This is a genomic window from Micromonospora sp. NPDC049301, from assembly GCF_040678715.1.
Taxonomy (GTDB): domain Bacteria; phylum Actinomycetota; class Actinomycetes; order Mycobacteriales; family Micromonosporaceae; genus Micromonospora.
The window spans coordinates 505,669-523,185 of sequence record NZ_JBFAQO010000004.1; the positions used below are offsets into that span (position 1 = coordinate 505,669).

General features: G+C 70.1%; 16 protein-coding genes and 1 pseudogene. 5 read left to right on the forward strand and 12 right to left on the reverse strand.

All coding sequences use genetic code 11. The annotated features are described in order from the left end of the window. Positions 1-176: 176 nt before the first annotated feature. Genes AB0K07_RS15255 through AB0K07_RS15265 form a run of 3 tightly spaced genes read left to right on the forward strand, consistent with a single transcriptional unit; the run spans position 177 to position 2,236 of the window. Complete coding sequence (locus AB0K07_RS15255; RefSeq protein WP_363755608.1) at positions 177-977, forward strand: histidine kinase; 801 nt, start codon at positions 177-179, stop codon at positions 975-977. Continuing rightward, entirely contained in the window at positions 974-1,663 is a 690-nt protein-coding gene (locus AB0K07_RS15260; RefSeq protein ID WP_363755378.1) for a response regulator transcription factor, read from the forward strand. Before AB0K07_RS15255 ends, AB0K07_RS15260 begins: the two co-directional genes overlap by 4 nt. Positions 1,664-1,684: 21 nt before the next feature. Then, complete coding sequence (locus tag AB0K07_RS15265; RefSeq protein WP_363755380.1) at positions 1,685-2,236, forward strand: GNAT family N-acetyltransferase; 552 nt, start codon at positions 1,685-1,687, stop codon at positions 2,234-2,236. Between the two features lie 7 nt (positions 2,237-2,243). Here AB0K07_RS15265 and AB0K07_RS15270 read toward each other — a convergent pair whose 3' ends face one another. The 5 genes from AB0K07_RS15270 to AB0K07_RS15290 all read right to left on the reverse strand — a co-directional run bounded on the left by AB0K07_RS15270 (position 2,244) and on the right by AB0K07_RS15290 (position 8,462). Next, positions 2,244-2,810 carry a maleylpyruvate isomerase N-terminal domain-containing protein gene (locus tag AB0K07_RS15270; RefSeq protein ID WP_363755610.1) on the reverse strand — a complete coding sequence of 189 codons (567 nt, stop codon included), beginning with the start codon at positions 2,808-2,810 and terminating at the stop codon, positions 2,244-2,246. Positions 2,811-2,865: 55 nt separating this feature from the next. Next, positions 2,866-4,662: a serine hydrolase gene (locus AB0K07_RS15275; RefSeq protein ID WP_363755382.1), complete on the reverse strand. Its 1,797-nt coding sequence runs from the start codon at positions 4,660-4,662 to the stop codon at positions 2,866-2,868. An 11-nt stretch (positions 4,663-4,673) separates the two neighbouring features. Then, positions 4,674-5,972, reverse strand: coding sequence for a DUF1343 domain-containing protein (locus AB0K07_RS15280; RefSeq protein ID WP_363755384.1), 1,299 nt, complete (start codon positions 5,970-5,972; stop codon positions 4,674-4,676). Positions 5,973-5,982: 10 nt separating this feature from the next. Further along, on the reverse strand, positions 5,983-7,803 hold the full coding sequence (locus AB0K07_RS15285) for a glycoside hydrolase family 3 protein (protein WP_363755386.1): 1,821 nt from the start codon (positions 7,801-7,803) through the stop codon (positions 5,983-5,985). Between the two features lie 176 nt (positions 7,804-7,979). Further along, complete coding sequence (locus tag AB0K07_RS15290; protein ID WP_363755388.1) at positions 7,980-8,462, reverse strand: hypothetical protein; 483 nt, start codon at positions 8,460-8,462, stop codon at positions 7,980-7,982. A 143-nt stretch (positions 8,463-8,605) separates the two neighbouring features. On the opposite strand from AB0K07_RS15290, the gene AB0K07_RS15295 reads away from it, so the two are divergent. Next, on the forward strand, positions 8,606-9,541 hold the full coding sequence (locus AB0K07_RS15295; protein WP_363755390.1) for a cyclase family protein: 936 nt from the start codon (positions 8,606-8,608) through the stop codon (positions 9,539-9,541). 142 nt (positions 9,542-9,683) lie between these two features. Here AB0K07_RS15295 and rox read toward each other — a convergent pair whose 3' ends face one another. From rox to AB0K07_RS15330, 7 genes and pseudogenes are all read right to left on the reverse strand, one after another. Then, the gene (rox, locus tag AB0K07_RS15300; protein WP_363755392.1) at positions 9,684-11,105 is read right to left on the reverse strand and encodes a rifampin monooxygenase; all 1,422 of its coding nucleotides are present in this window, start codon (positions 11,103-11,105) and stop codon (positions 9,684-9,686) included. A gap of 891 nt (positions 11,106-11,996) precedes the next feature. Beyond that, entirely contained in the window at positions 11,997-12,983 is a 987-nt protein-coding gene (locus tag AB0K07_RS15305) for a DUF4331 family protein (RefSeq protein WP_363755394.1), read from the reverse strand. A 276-nt stretch (positions 12,984-13,259) separates the two neighbouring features. Further along, positions 13,260-14,051, reverse strand: a complete 792-nt coding sequence (locus AB0K07_RS15310) for a hypothetical protein (RefSeq protein ID WP_363755396.1) — start codon at positions 14,049-14,051, stop codon at positions 13,260-13,262. 307 nt (positions 14,052-14,358) lie between these two features. Then, positions 14,359-14,778 carry a cupin domain-containing protein gene (locus AB0K07_RS15315; RefSeq protein WP_363755618.1) on the reverse strand — a complete coding sequence of 140 codons (420 nt, stop codon included), beginning with the start codon at positions 14,776-14,778 and terminating at the stop codon, positions 14,359-14,361. Between the two features lie 125 nt (positions 14,779-14,903). Continuing rightward, a complete protein-coding gene (locus AB0K07_RS15320) occupies positions 14,904-15,782 on the reverse strand; it encodes a hypothetical protein (RefSeq protein WP_363755398.1) in 879 nt (292 codons plus the stop codon). Continuing rightward, on the reverse strand, positions 15,719-15,997 hold the full coding sequence (locus tag AB0K07_RS15325; protein WP_363755400.1) for a hypothetical protein: 279 nt from the start codon (positions 15,995-15,997) through the stop codon (positions 15,719-15,721). The genes AB0K07_RS15320 and AB0K07_RS15325 overlap by 64 nt, the downstream gene beginning before the upstream one ends. 143 nt (positions 15,998-16,140) lie before the next feature. After that, positions 16,141-16,512, reverse strand: a pseudogene (locus AB0K07_RS15330) (GTP-binding protein); the annotation flags it as partial. A gap of 637 nt (positions 16,513-17,149) precedes the next feature. Between AB0K07_RS15330 and AB0K07_RS15335 the strand changes: the two are divergent. Further along, a complete protein-coding gene (locus AB0K07_RS15335; RefSeq protein WP_363755402.1) occupies positions 17,150-17,449 on the forward strand; it encodes a muconolactone Delta-isomerase family protein in 300 nt (99 codons plus the stop codon). Positions 17,450-17,517 lie beyond the last annotated feature (68 nt).

The window sequence follows — 17,517 nt, forward strand, 5'->3', positions numbered from 1 at the left end:
CCGGGCATCCCTCCGGGGATGCAACCCGCCGAGGTCGTCATCCGCGGGATGTACGGCGCTGGGCACACAGGATGATGCGGCACCGCACGGTGGTCTGCGAGGGTATCGGGGTGCGCACATCCGGGACGACGTGGCTGGCTGTCGCCCTCGTGCTGGTCTGCGCGGGCGCGGGATGGCTGTGGCTCGGGTTGGTTCGCGTGCGGCAGCTGCACCGGCGCGCCGTCGAGCGTCAGGGCTGGCTCCTGGAACGGGACCGGGAAGGGGTCGCCCGCGCCGCCGTCGACGCCGAACGCGCCCGGATCGCTCGCGAGCTGCACGACATCGTCAGCCACAACGTCAGCATCATGGTGGTGCAGGCGGGCGCGGCGCGCGAGATCCTCACGACCATGCCGGCGGAGGCAGCCGCGGCCCTCGAAGCGGTCGAGGGCGCCGGGCGGGGTGCGATGACCGAGCTGCGACACCTGCTCGGCCTGCTCGCGCCGTCGGCCGACGGCCGGGAAGGCCCGGAAGGCTCCGACGGTCCGGACGGTCAGGTGGGCGGTGGCACGCGGCTGGAGCCACAACCGAGCCTCAGCCGACTCGGCGTGCTCGTCGATCGGATCGCGTTCGCCGGGCTGCCGGTGGAGGTGCGGATCTCCGGTGAGCCACGCCCCCTGTTGCCGGGCATCGACGTGACCGCGTACCGGATCGTGCAGGAGGCGCTGACCAACGCGCTCAAGCACGGTGACGGCGGCAGGGCCGAGGTGACGATCCGATACGCCGACCGTTCCCTGCGGGTCGAGGTGCTCAACGTCGGTCCGAGCGTCCTGGCCGGCACGGGCACCGTGCCACGGGAGCGGCGCGGCGGTGACGGCGCCGGGCGCGGCCTGCTCGGGCTCCGGGAGCGGGTCGCGGTCTACGGTGGCGACCTCGACGCGCGCCGGCGCCTCGGCGGCGGCTACCGGGTTCGCGCGCGCATCCCGCTGGACCAGCCGTGACAGCACCCGAGGCCACCGCCGCGCCGCGTGTCCTCATCGCCGACGACCAGGAGTTGATCCGTACGGGCTTCCGGCTGATCCTGACCGCGCGTGGCATCGACGTGGTCGGCGAGGCGTCCAACGGCGCCGAGGCGGTGGCCGCCGAACGCCGGCTGCGGCCCGACGTCGTGCTCATGGACATCCGGATGCCGGTCATGGACGGGCTGGAGGCCACCCGCCGCATCCTGGAGCGGAGCCCGCACTGCCGGGTGCTCATGCTGACGACGTTCGACCTCGACCGGTACGTGTACACGGCACTCTCCCTCGGCGCGAGCGGCTTCCTGCTCAAGGACGTCACGGCCGAGCATCTCGCCAACGCCGTCCGGCTCGTCGACACTGGCGACGCGCTGCTCGCCCCGTCGATCACGCGGCGGCTCGTGGAGCGCTTCGCCGCGGCCGAGCGGCGCCCGACCGAAGAGCCGGGACGCCGCCGGGAACTCGACGCACTGACGCCCCGCGAGCGTGAGGTGCTCATCCTGCTCGGCCGTGGCCTGTCCAACACCGAGCTGGCGCGGGTCCTGACCCTGAGCGAGGCGACGGTGAAAACGCACGTCGCCCGCATCTTCGCCAAGTTGTCGCTGCGCGACCGGGCGCAGGCGGTGGTCGTGGCCTACGAGGCGGGCCTGGTCACCCCCGGCGAGACGTAGGCGTGCAGGCAGAATGTGCCCATGTCGATCGAGCTGCGAGCGGTGGCCACCCCGTCGGCACCGGGCCTGGTCCTGCGGCCCTGGCGTGACGACGACCTGGACGCGCTGCTGGAGGCGTACCGGGATCCGGTGCTGCAACGGTGGACGCAGCACCCGTTGACCACCGCGGACGAGGGGCGGCAGTGGCTGGAGCAGGCGCGGCAGGCCTGGGACGACGGCGGGCGGTTCACCTTCGCCGTGCTGGAGGGCGCCGCGGACGGTCCACGGCTGGTGGCGTGCGTGGTGCTCAAGCGGGTCACGCCCGGGGGGCCGACGGCGGAGGTGGGCTACTGGACGGCGGCGTGGGCACGCGGTAGGGGCGTCGCCCCGCGCGCGGTCACCGCGCTCAGCGGGTGGGCGTTCGACCGGTTCCCCGCGCTGGAGCGCCTCGACCTGCTGCACCAGGTGGACAACTCGGCCTCCTGTCGGGTGGCGGAGAAGAGCGGCTACGTCTTCCAGGAGGTGCTGGCGGCGTTTCCGCCGTTTCCCCGCGACGGCCACCGGCACTCGCTGCCCGCCCCGCGGGTGAGCTGAGCCTCGGTCAGTCCAGCGCGGCGCGCCAGGCCCACGAGGTGCGTCGTGCCCGGCCGGGCAGCTCGGCACGACCGGTCATCCAGAGCAGCACCTCGGGTGCCGCGCCGGGCGGGGCGTCGGGGAACAGCCGCCGCAGCACCAGCGCGCTCAGCCGCCGCGGCGGCTGCCACGGCACGCCGAGGCCGAGGGTGATGTCGTGGGTGTGCAGCAGGGTCTCGGCCACCCCCATCGCGGCGAAGCCGGCGGGGTCGCACGGGCCGAAGTGCCAGGCCCGGGTCTCCGGTGGCGCCGCGTCGACCGCCGCGGCGAGCAGGCCGGCGCAGGCGCGCACCACGGCCAGCACCTGCGCCGGCGTCGCGGCGGGGGAGACCCGCAGGTCGTACGGCAGGTAGGCGTCGTCGGGTCGGCCGGTCACCTGACCGGCGTACGCGAGCAGGTCGTGCGCGACGTGCGCGGCGGTGGTCCAGCAGGTCCAGCGCAGCGTGCCGGCGGGCACCGACCAGTCGCGGTCGCGGTGCGGGTCGAGGACCCGGGTCATCTCCTCGGCCGCGTCGCGCACGTCGGCGCCGTCCATCCTTGGCATCCGTCGACCCTCGCAGCGCCCGCCGGCCGCCGCAACGGGAATCGGCTCAGGTGCGCGCCGGTGACCAGCCGTCGGCGACGAGCCGGGACGTGTCGGCGCCCTCGCCGTGGAAGAGCACGCCCGCCCGGTCCGCCGCGACGACCCGGTCGACGTAGACGCCACGGCCCTGCCCGGAGCCGTCGGTGCTGCTGCTCCACCGCAGGTGGGTGGCCTGGTCGGGCAGCGTCACGGAGACCTCCCACCACACCCGGCCCCCGTAGCCGGTCACCGTGCCGTCGGAGGTCCACCGCCGGCCGGCGTCACGCAGCCGCATGGTCGTCGGCGTCCACGTCTGCCCACCGTCGGTGGAGACCTCGAACCGCGCGCTGTCGAAGCGGGGCTCGGTGTCGTACCAGAGCAGGAAACTCGCCGTGCCACCCCGCGCGGGCCGGCGCAGCGGGGCGGTGAGGGTGCTCGTCGTCGAGTCGCGTGGGTCGGCCCGCCAGGCGCTGGCCGAAAGCGGGCGCACCGGCATCGCCTCGGCGAGGTCCCGCGCGACGGCGCGGCGGGCCACGTTGTTGCTGCCCCAGCCCCGGTCCGGGTGCACCCGGTTGCTGAGCAGGATGACGAACGAGTGGGAGAGCGGATCGATGACGATCGACGTCCCGGTGAAACCGGTGTGCCCGAAGCCGACCGGCGAGGACAACCCCATCATGTACCAGTGCTTGTTCAGCTCGAAGCCGAGCCCGCGGTCGCTCTCCGGGTAGGCCGACTCCAGCGGCGCGTTGTAGTTGACCAGCATCGCGCGCACCGTCTCCGACCGCAGGATCCGCCGGCCACGGTACTCGCCGCCGTTGAGCAGTGACTGGCACAGGACGGCCAGGTCCGCAGCGGTGGAGAAGACCCCCGCGTGCCCGGCCACCCCACCGAGCGACCAGGCGTTCTCGTCGTGCACCTCGCCCCACACCATGCCGCGCCCGGCGTACGGCTGGTACTCGGTCGCGGCGATCCGCGACCGCCGCTCCGGGCCCGGGTTGTAGCCGGTGTCGGTCATGCCCAGCGGGCCGGTCACGCCGTCGCGGACCAGGTCGGCCAGCGGCCGGCCGGTGACCCGTTCCACCAGGACACCCAGGGCGATCAACCCGAGGTCGGAGTAGACGTACTGGGAGCCGGGCGTGGCACCGGCCGCCAGCGGCGTGGCGAGCGCGGCGGCGAACCGCTCGGCCGGCGTCGGGTACCTGCTCCACAGTGGCACGAACGCGGGGAGACCCGACGTGTGGGTGAGCAGCATCCGGACGGTGACCGTCGCCTTGCCGCCGGCGGCGAACTCCGGGACGTACCGGGCGACCGGCGCGTCCAGCTCCACCCGACCACGCTCCACCTGCTGCATGGCGACGATCGTGGTGAACAGCTTCGACACTGACGCCAGGTCGAAGATGGTGTCCGGCCGGGCCGCGATCTGCTGGTCGGCGGGGAGTTCCACACCGACCAGGTTCGGCGGTGGCCCGACGGCGGCGTAGCGCACCGCCATGCCGGCGGCGGCGTGCTGGACGATCACGCCGTCCTTGGCGGCCAGGACCACCCCGCCGGCGTACGCCGGGTAGCCGGGATGGTCCGGCGTGGGCTGGAGATACCCGGCCAGGTCGGCGGGGAGCCGGTCCACGTGCTCCGGGAGCAGACCGACCTGGCGGGCGCTGCCGCGGCGCAGCGTGTCGTGCCGGAACTGGATGTCGGCGGGAGAGACGGTCGGCGGCCCGGACGGGGACGACGCCGCCACCGCGGTGGCGGGCAGCGTCGTGCCCACGACCGCCAGGGCCAGGCCGAGCGCGAGTGAGCGGAGCGGACGACGGGTGGACCTGGTCATGACCGCACTCCTCAGTAGAGCAGGTAGGGCCGGCGCTGCCGGTTGAAGGTGGCCAGCTCGTCGGCCCACGCGCCGACGACGTCGTCCACGTCGGCTCCGGCGTCGATCTGGGTACGCAGTCGCGGCGAGCCGGTGAGCTTGTCGATCCAGTACGGGCGCACCGCGTCCCACGAGTCGCTCCGCCAGGCGAACGCCGGATACTTGCGCGCCTCCACCAGCATCGCCACGCCGGTGCGGATCGGGTCGTACACCGCCCGGTCGACGACCTTGACCTCCACGCCGGCGCAGAGCTTGTTGAGCAGCGCGGGCTTCTGCCCGGCCGAGGTCGGCGAGAAGTACGCCTCCCGGAACTCGACCCCGGGCAGGTTCCGGGCGTTGAGCCGGTCGCCCCAGTGGTGGTCGAAGTCGGTCGCCAGCCCGCCGATCAGCTCGAACGGGCGGCACGTGCCGCGCCCCTCGGTGATCGACGCGACGCCCTCGAACAGGCCGGTGCCCGGGTAGACGAGCGCGGTGTCCGGGGTGGGCATGTTCGGGCTGGGCATCACCCACGGCACGTCGGTGTCGGCGGCGAGGTCGTCGCGCTTCCACTGCCGGCACCGCACCACGTGCAGGTCGACCGGTCGCCCCGCCTCGGCCGGCAGGAAGGTGGCGTTGAAGAACCGGGCCAGCTCCCCGACGGTCATCCCGTGCTGCTGGATGATCTCCTTCAGACCCACCCCCGAGGTGTACGGGGTGGTCATCAGCGGCCCGTAGGCCCGCCCACCGATCGGGTTGGGACGGTCCAGCACGACGTAGCGCCTGCCGACGCGGGCCGCGGCGAGCATCGACGTGTACATCGTCCAGATGTAGGTGTAGAAGCGGACCCCGACGTCCTGGATGTCGAAGACCACGGTGTCCACCCCGGCCTCGGTGAACATGCTCTCCCAGCGGGCCAGCGAGGCGCCGTACGCGTCGTACACCGGGATGCCGGTACGCGCGTCCACGCCGGTGCCCTCGCTGCCGCCGGCCTGCGCAGAGCCGCGGAAGCCGTGCTCGGGGCCGAACGCCGCGACCAGCCGCACCCGGCCGGAGCCGTGCATGAGGTCGACGAGGTGCCGGTAGGCGGCGTCGACGCCGGTCGGGTTGGAGACGACGCCCACCCGCTGGCCGGCCAGCTCGGCGAAGCCGGAGGACACCAGCTCGTCGAGACCGGTGCGGACCCGACGGAACCGGGGGCTGGCCGACGCCGGCGTCAGGGCCGCGCCGACGCCGAGCGCCCCGGCGCTCGCCCCCAACGCGCCCGCACCGACCAGGAAGTTCCTCCGCTGCATTGATTGCCTCCTACCAGCTCAGGCCGTGGCCGTAGGGGTAGAGCACGGAGCCCGCTCCCTCGGCCGTGGGGATCGTGACGGGCAGCCGTCCGCTCGGGGACAGCTCGCCGTGCAGCGCGCGGACGAGGGCGTCCATCGCCGCCCGGGTGTACGAGTAGGTCGCCAGGTAGGTGGTCACGCCCGGCAGGTACGCGATGTCGTAGGGATCGCGGACCGCCACGACGACCACGGGTTTCCCGGTGGCGAGCAGCGCCCCGACGAGGCGCTGCTGGGTGGCGCGCGGGTCGGTGACGGTGGTGTCCCACGCCTTGTTCACCAGCACGACGGTGAGGTCGTGTTCGGCGGCCTGGGCGGCCGTCGCGGCGATCACCGCGTCCGAGGGCAGCGTCGCCGGTCGGGCGGTGGCCCTGGCACCGCGGGCGGTGAACCCGGCGGCGAGGGTCGCCACCGGCGCGAAGGCGGCGCTGTCCCAACCGGTGACCAGGACCGACCGGTCGGCGCGGGGCAGCGGCAGCACACCGGCGTCGTTGCGGACGGCGGTGAGCGTCGGGTCGGTGACCCGGGTGACGGCGGCGAGGTGCTGCGGCGCGCCGACCGTCCGGACCGCCTCGTCGGCGTCGACCAGCGGTGAGCGGGCCAGTCCCTGGCGGTACTTCATGCCGAGGATGCGCCGGACCGATTCGTCGATCCGACGTTCGGTGAGCTCGCCGGTGGCGACGGCGCGCAGCACCGCGTCGCGCGCCAGCGCGAGGTCCGGCGGCATCAGGAGCTGGTCGGCGCCGGCTTTGAGCGCCAGTACGGGCACCCGCTCGTCGCCGTACTTCGCGCGCACGCCGGCCATGTTGAGCGCGTCGGTGACGATGACGCCCCGGAAGCCGAGTTCACCGCGCAGCACTCCGGTGAGGATCGTCGGCGACAGCGTCGCGGGGTCGCCGGAGGGGTCGAGCGCGGGGATCACGATGTGGGCGGTCATGATCGATTCGACGCCGGCCCTGATGGCCCGCCGGAACGGTGGCGCGTCGATGCGGTCCCACTCGGCGCGGCTGTGGTTGATCACCGGCAGGCCGGTGTGGCTGTCGGTGGCCGTGTCGCCGTGCCCGGGGAAGTGCTTCGCCACGGCGGTCACCCGGGCGTCGTCCTGGAAGCCGGCGACCTGGGCGGCGGTGAGGTCGGCAACCAGGGTGGGGTCGGCGCCGAAGGACCGCACGCCGATCACCGGGTTGCCCGCGTTGACGTTCACGTCGGCGATCGGCGCGTACGGCTGGCGGATGCCGACGGCCCGCAGCTCGCGCCCGGTGACCTCCGCCGCCGTCCGGGCGAGCCGGGGTGACCGCGCGGCCCCCAGGGCCATGGCCCCGGGGAACTGGGCGGCGGGGGAGGGCATCCGCAGCACCGTGCCCTGCTCCTGGTCGGTGGACATGAGCAGCGGCACCCGGCCCTTCGCCCCGTCGCCGAGGGCGGCCCGCTGGAGTCCGTTGGAGAGGGTGGCGATCTGGCGGGGACTGTCCAGGTTGTGCGACCAGGAGAAGTAGCAGACGCCGCCGAGGTGGTACCGCTCGATCACCTCGGCCGGTGTCTCCACACCGAACGCGGCGAGGTTCGCGGCCCGGTCGGCGGCCGTGGGGGCGGTGGCGTCACCACCGTAGACGTAGGTGGCGAAGAGCTGGCCCACCTTCTGCTCCAGGCTCATGTGCCGCAGCGTCGAGGTGACCCAGCCGTGCTCGGCGGACGGGGGGTGCACTGCGGGGTCGGAGGCATGGGCGGGGAGCGGGGCGAGGGTGGCCGCCAGTGTGGCCACCCAGGCGGTCGCGGTAACGAGTCGGGTCTGCATAGACGCCTCTCAGTCCGGGTGGCTGAAACTTAGCTACGCGTCTGCCGCTCGTCAAGAAGACAACCTACAAACGTGCGGTCTCTGCGGGCTCCGACTCGACGGTGAGCTCGAGCCGGCCCGGGCCTCCGGCCAACCCGCACGCGTGCAGTACTCGACCGGTTGATCCTGCGGCATTCCTACTCCCGCACTGACTCCAGTGCCTCGGTGGCGGCGCGGATCCCGGCGCGGATCATCTCGCCGTACGGGTCGTCCGGCAACTGCCCGACGAAGCGCCCAGCCATGGCCAGATGCTCCCGGGCCGGGGCGGTGTTGCCCAGGCGTCGGTGGCAGTCGGCCAGGTTGAGGTGCAGCGACGGCAGGAACCCCTGCACCTGCAGCGAGTGGTGGTACTGCTGGGCACGCTCGTCGGTCAGGTCGGAGACAGCGGCCAGGGCGCGTTCGTCCCAGCTCAGTTCCTCTTCGGTGGTGTCCTGCAGATCGGCGAGGTAGTGCGCGAGGGTGCAGCGGTGCAACGGGTCGCCGTCGGCGCCGATCTCGTCCCACAGCGCGGTGAGGGCCTCGCGGGCGCGCACCCGCTGCCCGGACTGGCCGAGCTGCACCGCCTCGACGATGCGCGTCATGGTCGGGTCGGGCGTCGGCTGGTCGTCGTGGTCGTCCATGGTCGAGATGCTCGCGCCTCAACCCGGTCGAGGGTCAAACGATCGCCATTGCGGTCCTCGATCCAGCGGCGGGATACCCTGCCTGCGGTGCGTCGCACCGCGTGACCGGAGGAGTCGATGCTGGGATGACGGCAGGGCGACCGATGCCCACACAGGACGACGTGCTCGGGTACTTCGACACGCTGTCGAACTGGGGACGGTGGGGCGACGACGACGAACTCGGGACTCTGAACCACATCACCGACGACGTCCGGCTGGCGGCCGCGCGGGCCGTGCGCCACGGCAGGAGCGTGTCGTGCGCATGGGAGGTTGCCGTACCGGCAGACATGGAGCGGTCGACGACGACGTGCCCGTGCGCAGCCGACATGCCGGGCGCCGAGAACATGCCGTCGCACTTCCACGCCGACCGGCGCTGGGGCTTCTCGTCCGAGCGACTCGGCATCTCGTTCCACGGCAACACCCTCACCCACGTCGACTCGCCGTGCCACATCTTCTGGAACGGCACGATGTACAACGGGCGGTCGCACTCGTTGGTCGACGCCGCAACGGGATCGGCGTGGGCGGCCGTCACGGCGGCGGCGAACGGGATCATCACGCGTGGTGTCCTGCTGGACGTCGCGAGGGCCCGCGATGTGCCGTGGTTGGAACCCGGGCAGGGTGTGTTTCCCGACGATCTCGAGGAGGCCGAGCGTCGCCAGGGTGTACGGGTGCGATCCGGCGATGCGGTACTCCTGCGGACCGGCTACGGCCGCGTCCGGCACGAGGCCGGTGAGGCCAGCGGTTTCACGCAGGCCGGCTGGCACGCGTCCTGCCTGCCGTGGCTGCATGAACGCGGGGTCGCGCTGATCGGCGCCGACACCCCCCAGGACGTTCAGCCGTCGGGGTACGACGACGTGTTGATGCCGGTTCACGCCGTGAGTCTCGTCGCGATGGGTCTGTGGCTGCTCGACAACTGCGACCTGGAGGCGTGCGCGACGACGGCTGCCGAGCTCGGCCAGTGGGACTTCCACCTCGCGGTCGCGCCGGTCCGCTTCGCTGGGACGTCCGGCAGCCCGGTCAACCCGATCGCCACCTTCTGACCCGGACGGCACGACCGGCCACCGCCCGCTGGCGTGGCCGTCAGCGGGCGGTGGATGTCCGACTAGAACGCCGACCACTCCCAGCTCCCGGCCGACAGCGCCTCCGATCTGCTCGCCGTCTCCCCACCGATAGCGGGACGCACTAGTTGGGCTTGCCGAACCAGCGGGATAGGTGGTCGTCCAGGTCCTGCTGATCGTCGCCGATCCAGGCGACGTGGCCGTCGGGACGTAGCAGGACGCACGGAACATCCAGTACGGCAGTGGGATCCCCGAGGTAGTCGACGCGGTCCGACCAGCCGCCGACGGTCAGGCGTTCGGTGCGGTCCAGCAGCAGGCCGCGGCCGCGATGCAGCAGACCGTAGAGGTGGCCCTGTTTCACGTCGATGTCGCGCAGGCGGCGGCCGAGCAGGTCGGGGCCTGCGCCGAAGTCGTAGCGGATGCCGATCGCGGTGATCTTCTCGATCAGGTGGCGGTTCACCACGTCGAAGTCCATCAGTTCGGTGAGCAGCCTGCGCACGGCCTGCGGGCCCGGTTCGGTGGACAGCAGTTCCATCTGGGCGCGGGTGTTGTCCAGCACGTCCTCGGCGACCGGATGACGTTCGGCCTGGTAGGTGTCCAGCAGTGTCTCCGGCGACCAGCCGCGGATCTGTGCGGCCAGTTTCCAGCCGAGGTTGAATGCGTCCTGAACGCCCAGGTTGAGGCCCTGTCCGCCGATAGGTGGATGGATGTGTGCCGCGTCGCCGGCCAGCAGCACCCGCCCGACCCGATAACGTTCGGCCAGCCGCGTGGCATCCCCGAAGCGGGACAACCAGCGCGGGGAGTGCACGCCGAAATCGGTTCCGGCGATGGTGTGCAACTGTCGTTTGAAATCGTCCAGGGTGGGCGGTTCCGCACGATCGCTGACTCCCGCGGCGGGGACCACGACGCGATAGGCCCCAACGCCCGCGGGCCCGATGCTGAGTCGGTTGTCGGTCTCGCGGACTTCGGCCACCCTGGCGGCGATCTCCTCCTGCGGCACGCCCACCTGCATCTCGCCCATCAGCGTCTCGGTCCGTGAGGGCTCGCCGGGGAAGCCGACGCCGAGCAGTTTGCGCACCGTACTGCGCCCGCCGTCGCAGCCGACGAGATAGCGCGAACGCAGCTGTTCCCCGTCGGCCAACTCGACGGTCACACCGTCGTCGTCCTGCTCGAAACCGACCACCGCACAACCGCGCCGGACCAGCGCACCCAGATCGATCGCATGGTCTTCGAGCAGCTGAACGATGACCGGCTGCGGGATGCCCAGCAGATAGGCGTGCGCGGAATCCAGGCCCTCGGGCGCGGGTGTGTTGATGGCGGCGAAGAAGCCGCCGGCCGGACGCTGTCGTCCGCGTTCGAGGATGCGCTCCAGCAGCCCGCGCATTTCCATCAGCTCGATACTGCGAACGTGCAGACCGACGATGCGGACGAACGACACGGGCTCGGTTTCCTTCTCCAGGACGAGTACCCGTACGTCGTGCAGCCGTAGTTCGGCCGCCAGCATCGCACCGGTCGGCCCGCACCCGGCAATGATCACGTCGAACATGAGGGGCGCCCGAACGGCGCCGGCGGCCGGTGCGGGGACGTCGCCCACGGTGGAGTCGCGCTCGACCGTACGGGTCGACGACGGCTCAGGGGTGAATGGCAGAGAGTGCACAGGTGTTGCCTTTCGGGAGTGCCTGGTTGGCGAGGCGCTCCCGGCGACACCTACGTCAATCGCCCGGCCGTGACGGGAAGGGGGAGCACCCACATCGATACAGCGTTCATGGGTCTCACCTCCTCGGGCGGCGTCACGGCAACTGCAAGCTACAAGGCCGACACCAGGCCGTCCAGTCCTTTCCCCGCTCGCGAAGCGAGACTCGCGCCTCAGCCGTTCGGGATCGAACGATCACCGTGTCGGGATTATGGATTTGCCGATAACAATAATCCAGTAAATCCTCACCACATAACGGGCATACCGCACGTACATCATAATGACAGTTCTTGTGCGTAAGGACTTGGGCTGGTGTAGCGGTCCGGCGATTGGCCGGGAACGCCGACAGGGGCTGCGCACGCCGACGTGATGAGATTTCTCGGCTGGATGTCAGTGCCGGATTCTCATCTCCTGTCAGCAGCGCCGGCTCTGTCACCTTTCGCCTGATTGCTGCCGATCGTGTTGTCGCCGAGCGACGGCCGCGCCGAACGTGCGGGGCCCCACCCAGGGAGGCGGGTGCAGCGCCGCTTGCTTGGGAGGCCTACCCATCGTCCAGCGCTTCTCGCCGGTGTCAGTGATTTCCCACGAATGTCAGTGGGCGAAAAGGCGTGGTCCAGACTCATCGCCAGCCGGTGTTCTCGCTCATAGGGGAGGTAGCCGACTCCGCCGAGCACGGCGAGGTGCTTACCAATTCTTGGACGGTATCCGTCACGTCGCCAGCGCGGAAAGACCGCTGTGCGGCGGCTAGGGGTTGGGTGGGCCGAGGTAGGGGAACTGCCACAGCAGGTCATCATGCGGCTTGAGGCCGGTCGGGGGGAGCTTGCCGTGGGTCAGCCACGCAAAGCGATAGCTGTAGACGTCGTCGATGAGCTTCCGGCCGTTGGGGTAGGAGACAGGCTTGGTGCGGTCGTAGCGGAGGATGTCGGGCAGAAACTGCAGGGCGGCCTTTTTGGCCTCCTCCGGTGGGTAGCCGCCCTTTTCCAGCATCTGGGACCATGGGCCCAGGTAGTTGGCCACATCGTCGGCGGGCTGCCGGGAGTTGTACAGGTTCTTCTCGCCGTCGGGGTTGATAAACGGGTTCATGGTCGGGTTCCCGCCGCGGTCCATCTGCTCCAGTACGCCGTCGCGGCGCCGGCTGATCGAGGCCCACACTCCGATCACCGGGCCGGGGCCGAGCAGGTCGGCGGGCACCTCCAGCGCGATGGAGTCGACGTTGTTGCCGGCGAAGTCGTCGTGCCCGGTCCATTTCATTCCGTGAAAGGCGCCCTCGACATCGGCGAAGAACGGGTCACTGCGCAGCCCGGCGAACAGCCGGATCTGCCCTGGCTCATCGACCACGACAGGCCGGTCCGTGCCGTCGAAGCTGACCGGGATGGACTGGGCGAGCACCTCGCCGGCCGGCTCGGGCTGTCGGGCCTCGGGGCCGGTGGCGTACCAGGCGGTCCCGGTCTGGCTACCGTTCTCGTACTCGGAGAAGGTAAACGTGAACGCGACGTCGGCATACGCGTCGCCGTCAGTGTCGATGTTGATCCGGTAGACCGCGCCGGGGTAGAACTCCGGGCCGGTGGCAGTCGCCGGTATCGGGGGTGGGGCACTGGTCGGGTTCGAGTCGATGATCAGCACCGTCTTGCCGGGGTCCTTCGGGGAGGTGAAGACGAACAAGTCGGTGAGGTCGAGGCGACGGTCGTCGCCGGGGAACTTGAGGTTGTCGGCACTGAAGTGGTTCGACACGGTTGCTCCTTTGCCCACTCACGGGCGGGGTGTCAGTCGCGGAGGAAATCCAGCGCCGCCGTATTGCCGCTGGACAAGACCGGCACGCGGCTGCCCGGCCTGTTTAGGACGGGACGCTAGTCGTATTCGAGGGCGGCCCGCACGCGATCCTGTGCGCGAACGCCCGTCCGGGTGAAACGGACGTGGTCCGCGTTACCTGCGAGCTGGGCCTGATGCGTGATCTCATGCGGGCGTACGCCAAGGGAGGAGTTTCACGAAGTGCGTCCACGCTTGGCTCTACATCGGTCTCGAGCGTATTTCTGATTGGCTGCATGGCAGTTTGAACAACTGACCGTAATCATCGACGCTGACTTCCGCGCCTGCGACGCGTAGCGCATACCACAAAGAAACCTGGTTTGCAGTGAGTACCGGCCGGCGCAGGTCGTCCTCCAATGCCGCTATTACGCCAATGGCGCGGATGGCGTTCCCACCGATGAAAACGGCCTGCGCGGAGGATGGAACATGCCCGCGAACCCACTCGTAAATCTCCGCCGGGCTCGCCACTGACCCCGTGTTCGGATGGGGAATCTCGACTGGCGGCAACAGATGGCTGACGTGAACGACCTCGAATCCGCGCTCCTGAAAGTACGCTACTCCCTTCTGGTCGAACTCGTCAGTAAAGAATGGGGCATGGATCAATGCGATTCGTTCGGCCTCCAACGTCCGGAAAGCAGCCGTTGCAGCGGGTGCCGACATCAGGACTGGAATGCCGTTTGAATGCTGTTCAACACGACTGACGAGTTCCTCCTCTCCGGTCGTGCCGAGAAGGTAGCTGCCGACTGTCCAGGCATAGATGATCGCCTGCAATGGCAATCTCGCAAGCAGTTCTGTCGCGTTGTCGGGACCGGGAGGATTACCGAAGGTCGTTAGATTGGCAAAGAAAACGCGGGACGTGTGGAGGGATACCCCATCGGGAGCCATGGTCCACAGTTCTGATTCGGATATCGCGCTGTCATCGTGTGTGAGCACCCCTAGCCGTGCGCGCCATCCGTGGCCATCTGGCTTCAGACCGCCGGTATTCCTGCCCATGTCAGGAGGATCCTTCACGTCGAGGAATCCCGGCGACCGGGAAACAACGATGTCCTGCGGTCTCGTTCAGCGCACCGTCATATCGCTAGACTAAACTTGGATAGGGTGTCAAACAGCGCTCTGACCTTAGTTTTCAGCGGCGGCGACAGTAGATATGACCACGGAACTTCACCCATACGGGTGATCCATGGTGCGCCGCGCAGGACGAGAGCTCCAGTCCAGCCACGCTGACATCGCGGACGATGACGTGGTTGCCGCACCATATCGGCGGCTACGCGCATGCGTTCAGCCTTCACAGGAAAGCGCCTCATGTCTTCCGCGGATCGTTTCGGGAGTCGACGTAATCCAAGGAAATCGGACCGATCGCGGTTACTTGCGTCACGTATTCGCCGGATTTCGCCCAGTGGAAGTGGGAGGTTCCGCCCGGCAGCACGACGATGGCGCCCGGCGGGTACGCCTCCAGCTTGTTCTCGTCGAACTCGTCGCCACGGCCGATGTAGAAGACACCGGAGATGACCGTGTAGACCCGGTCCTCGTGGTGCCGGTGCGGCATCAGCCTCTCGCCGGCGGGCAGCCTAACCCGGACCACGTACGGCTCGGGCTCCGGCGGCTTGCCCACCAGGACGGCGAGGCGGGCCGTAGGCGGGAACCCCGGAAACGGCTGCCAGTCGATGTCCTCCTGCAGAACCGACCTGAAGACGTCCTGGTCAACGTGGTGGGTGCTCATCCGTGCTGACCTCCCTGCCGATTGAGAAACCACTCCAATTGTCAGCAGCTCAGGGACCAGTTGTGACGGTTTCGGCCGCGCGGGGGCGGTTGTACGTGAGGTGATGGGGCGGACGCGTCGCGGTGTTATGCGCGGCGCGATGGCTTTCCACGGACCGGGCGGTGACCGGCGAACGCGGACTCGAGCACCCCTTCGCCGCCGGTCACCTCCGGCAACATCCGGTGCAACTCCTGAGCGTCCGCCGCGGTCAGAACCGCCACGATCACCATCTCGTCCGCGCGCGCCACCTGGTCCTCCACGATCGCCCCTAGCTTGCTGAGCAGGCTCAGCATCCCGCTGAGTGCCCGCGCGGGCACGTCTAGGGTTACCCGGGCCAGCGGTTCGCAGACCACCGTCCCGCCGGCCGCCAGCGCATGCGCCACGACGATCGGCGTGAGCTTGCGGAAATCCTGTGCCGTGCTCGTCGGCCCGCGTAGCGACGGCGGCCCGTCGGCGACGCTGTAGCCCGAGTCGGTCATCGTCACCACGCAATCGGTCACCGGCCAACCGTGTGGACCGGCCGCGAGCGCGTCGCGTATGTAGTCGCCCATCGCCTCCTGGAACAGCTCTAGCGTCCGGTAGACGTAGAGCGGCGCAAGCCGGTAGTCCACGGGCACGTGCACCGTCACGCCGGAGCCGGGTCGCCCCGGCTCGACCCGCAACCCGATCGTGGCTTGGTAGGGATTCGACGGCGTGTTCAGCCGCTCCAGCCCTTCGCCGGTGGCCTTCGGCCGCTCTACGCACAGCGTCGTGGTCTGCAGGAAGTGCACGTCGACACCGAAGTCGGCGGCCAGCGTGGCCTGGATGACCTCCTTCTGCACCTCGCCGTAGAGCGACACGGCCGTGCCGCCACGTTCGTCCGCGCGTACGTTGATCAGCGGATCCTGCTCGGCCAGCAGCATCAGCGCCGAGCGCAGCCGCCCGCCGTCGCCCGGGCGGTGGGGGACGGCGAGGGCTTCCAGCATCGGCGGCGCGAAGTGATGGTCGACCTGCGTGCGCCGTCACCGAGGGTGTCCCCGACGCGGACGCCCGCCAGGCCGCGCAACGCCGCGATCTGGCCCGCCGCCACCGTGTCGCGCCGCACCCACACGCCGTTCTCGAGCATATGAATCGCGGTGATCCGGTCGCGGCCGCCGGCCGGATGATCGCGTACCCGCAACTCGCCGTCGAACATGCGCACGTAGGCCACCTTCTCGCCGGCGGGTCCCCGCTCCACCTTGAAATCCGGCCCGACATTTGCCGGGTGGCCTCGCCGGCGGCCATGGGCAGCAGATCCGTCAGGCCCGCCATCAGTTCGTCCACCCCGGCCCCGGTTATCGCCGAGCCCGCGAACACCGGGTGCACGGCACACTGGGCCGTCTGGGCCGCAAGCTCCGCGCGCAGCCGCCGGGCCGTCATGCTCGCCTCATCCTCCACGCACGCGCGCAGCAGCGCCTCGTCCACATTGGTCAACGCGTCGGCCAGCGCCGCGGCGGGCGCGGTGGCCGGCACGACCGTCAGGTCCAGGCGCCGGGCGATCTCCGCGTAGACGCGTTGCGCGTCGGCGCCGCGCCGGTCCGTCTTATTGATGAAGATCAGCGAGGGCACGCACAGCCGCCGCAGCGCCCGCATCAGCAGGCGGGTCTGCGGCTGGACGCCCTCGACGGCGGACACGACCACTACGGCCCCGTCGAGCACGCCGAGAACCCGGTCCACCTCGGCGATGAAAGCGGGCGCCCTTGCGGGTGGGCCACGCCTGCCTGTGCCGCAGCTCCGTTTTGATGGTGGCGAAGAACGACTCGGCCATCGCGTTGTCCCAGCACTGCCCGCGCTGCCCCGACCGACAGCCGGACCCCGTGCGCGGCGGCGAGACGAGCGTGCTGGGCGCTGGTGTACTGGCGGATTCAATCGGTCGTCGCAACACTGGGTTGTTGGAGCGATCGTAGGTGTTCGTCGAGGACTTCGGCTGGAGTCTTCCAGCTGAGAGTTTTCCGGGGGTCTGCTGTTGAGCGCGTGGGCGACTCCGGTGCTGGACTCAAACCGGCATCCGGATCTGCCGCTGGTCGTGTGTTGGCGGCTCGGCGGGGGGCACGTCCGGAACTGCCGATGTGAGGGCGGCCGGCGATCAGTCACGCAAAGGTGCCCGTCCTCAGGTCCCTGTCCGGTTCATGGGTCAACTACTTCCTGAAATTTGCCGTCATGAACGGTCCGCGGACTCCGGGAGTGGTCCCGCTGTCCCGCTGGTTCAGGCTGTGTGCTTTGAGGATGAACACAGACTCGCGATGTTGCTCAAAGGCGCCAGTCTCTGCGCGACATACGTAATGTTGAGCGCGCGGCGGACAGAGGAGGAGCAGTGGAGTTTCTGGTTGACATGGTGACTACCGTGCCGGATGGCACGTCGGACGATGAGGTCGCCGACATGCGCGAGCGGGAGGCCGCGCGGGCGGCTGAGCTGGCGGCGCAGGGGGATCTCATACGGCTGTGGCGGCCGCCGTTGGCGCCCGGCGAGTGGCGAACGTGGGGGCTTTTCACTGCCGACGATGCGGATCAGCTGGAGACGGTCCTCGTGTCGATGCCGCTACGCGCATGGCGGCATGACACGGTTACGCCGTTGTCGCCGCACCCGAGTGACCCAGGTCAGCCGGCCCGGTAATCCGGAACGGGTCGCTGGCCGGGAGCCAGGCGGTGTCGGTGTCCAGGCCAAGCGTGCCCACGTCGCGG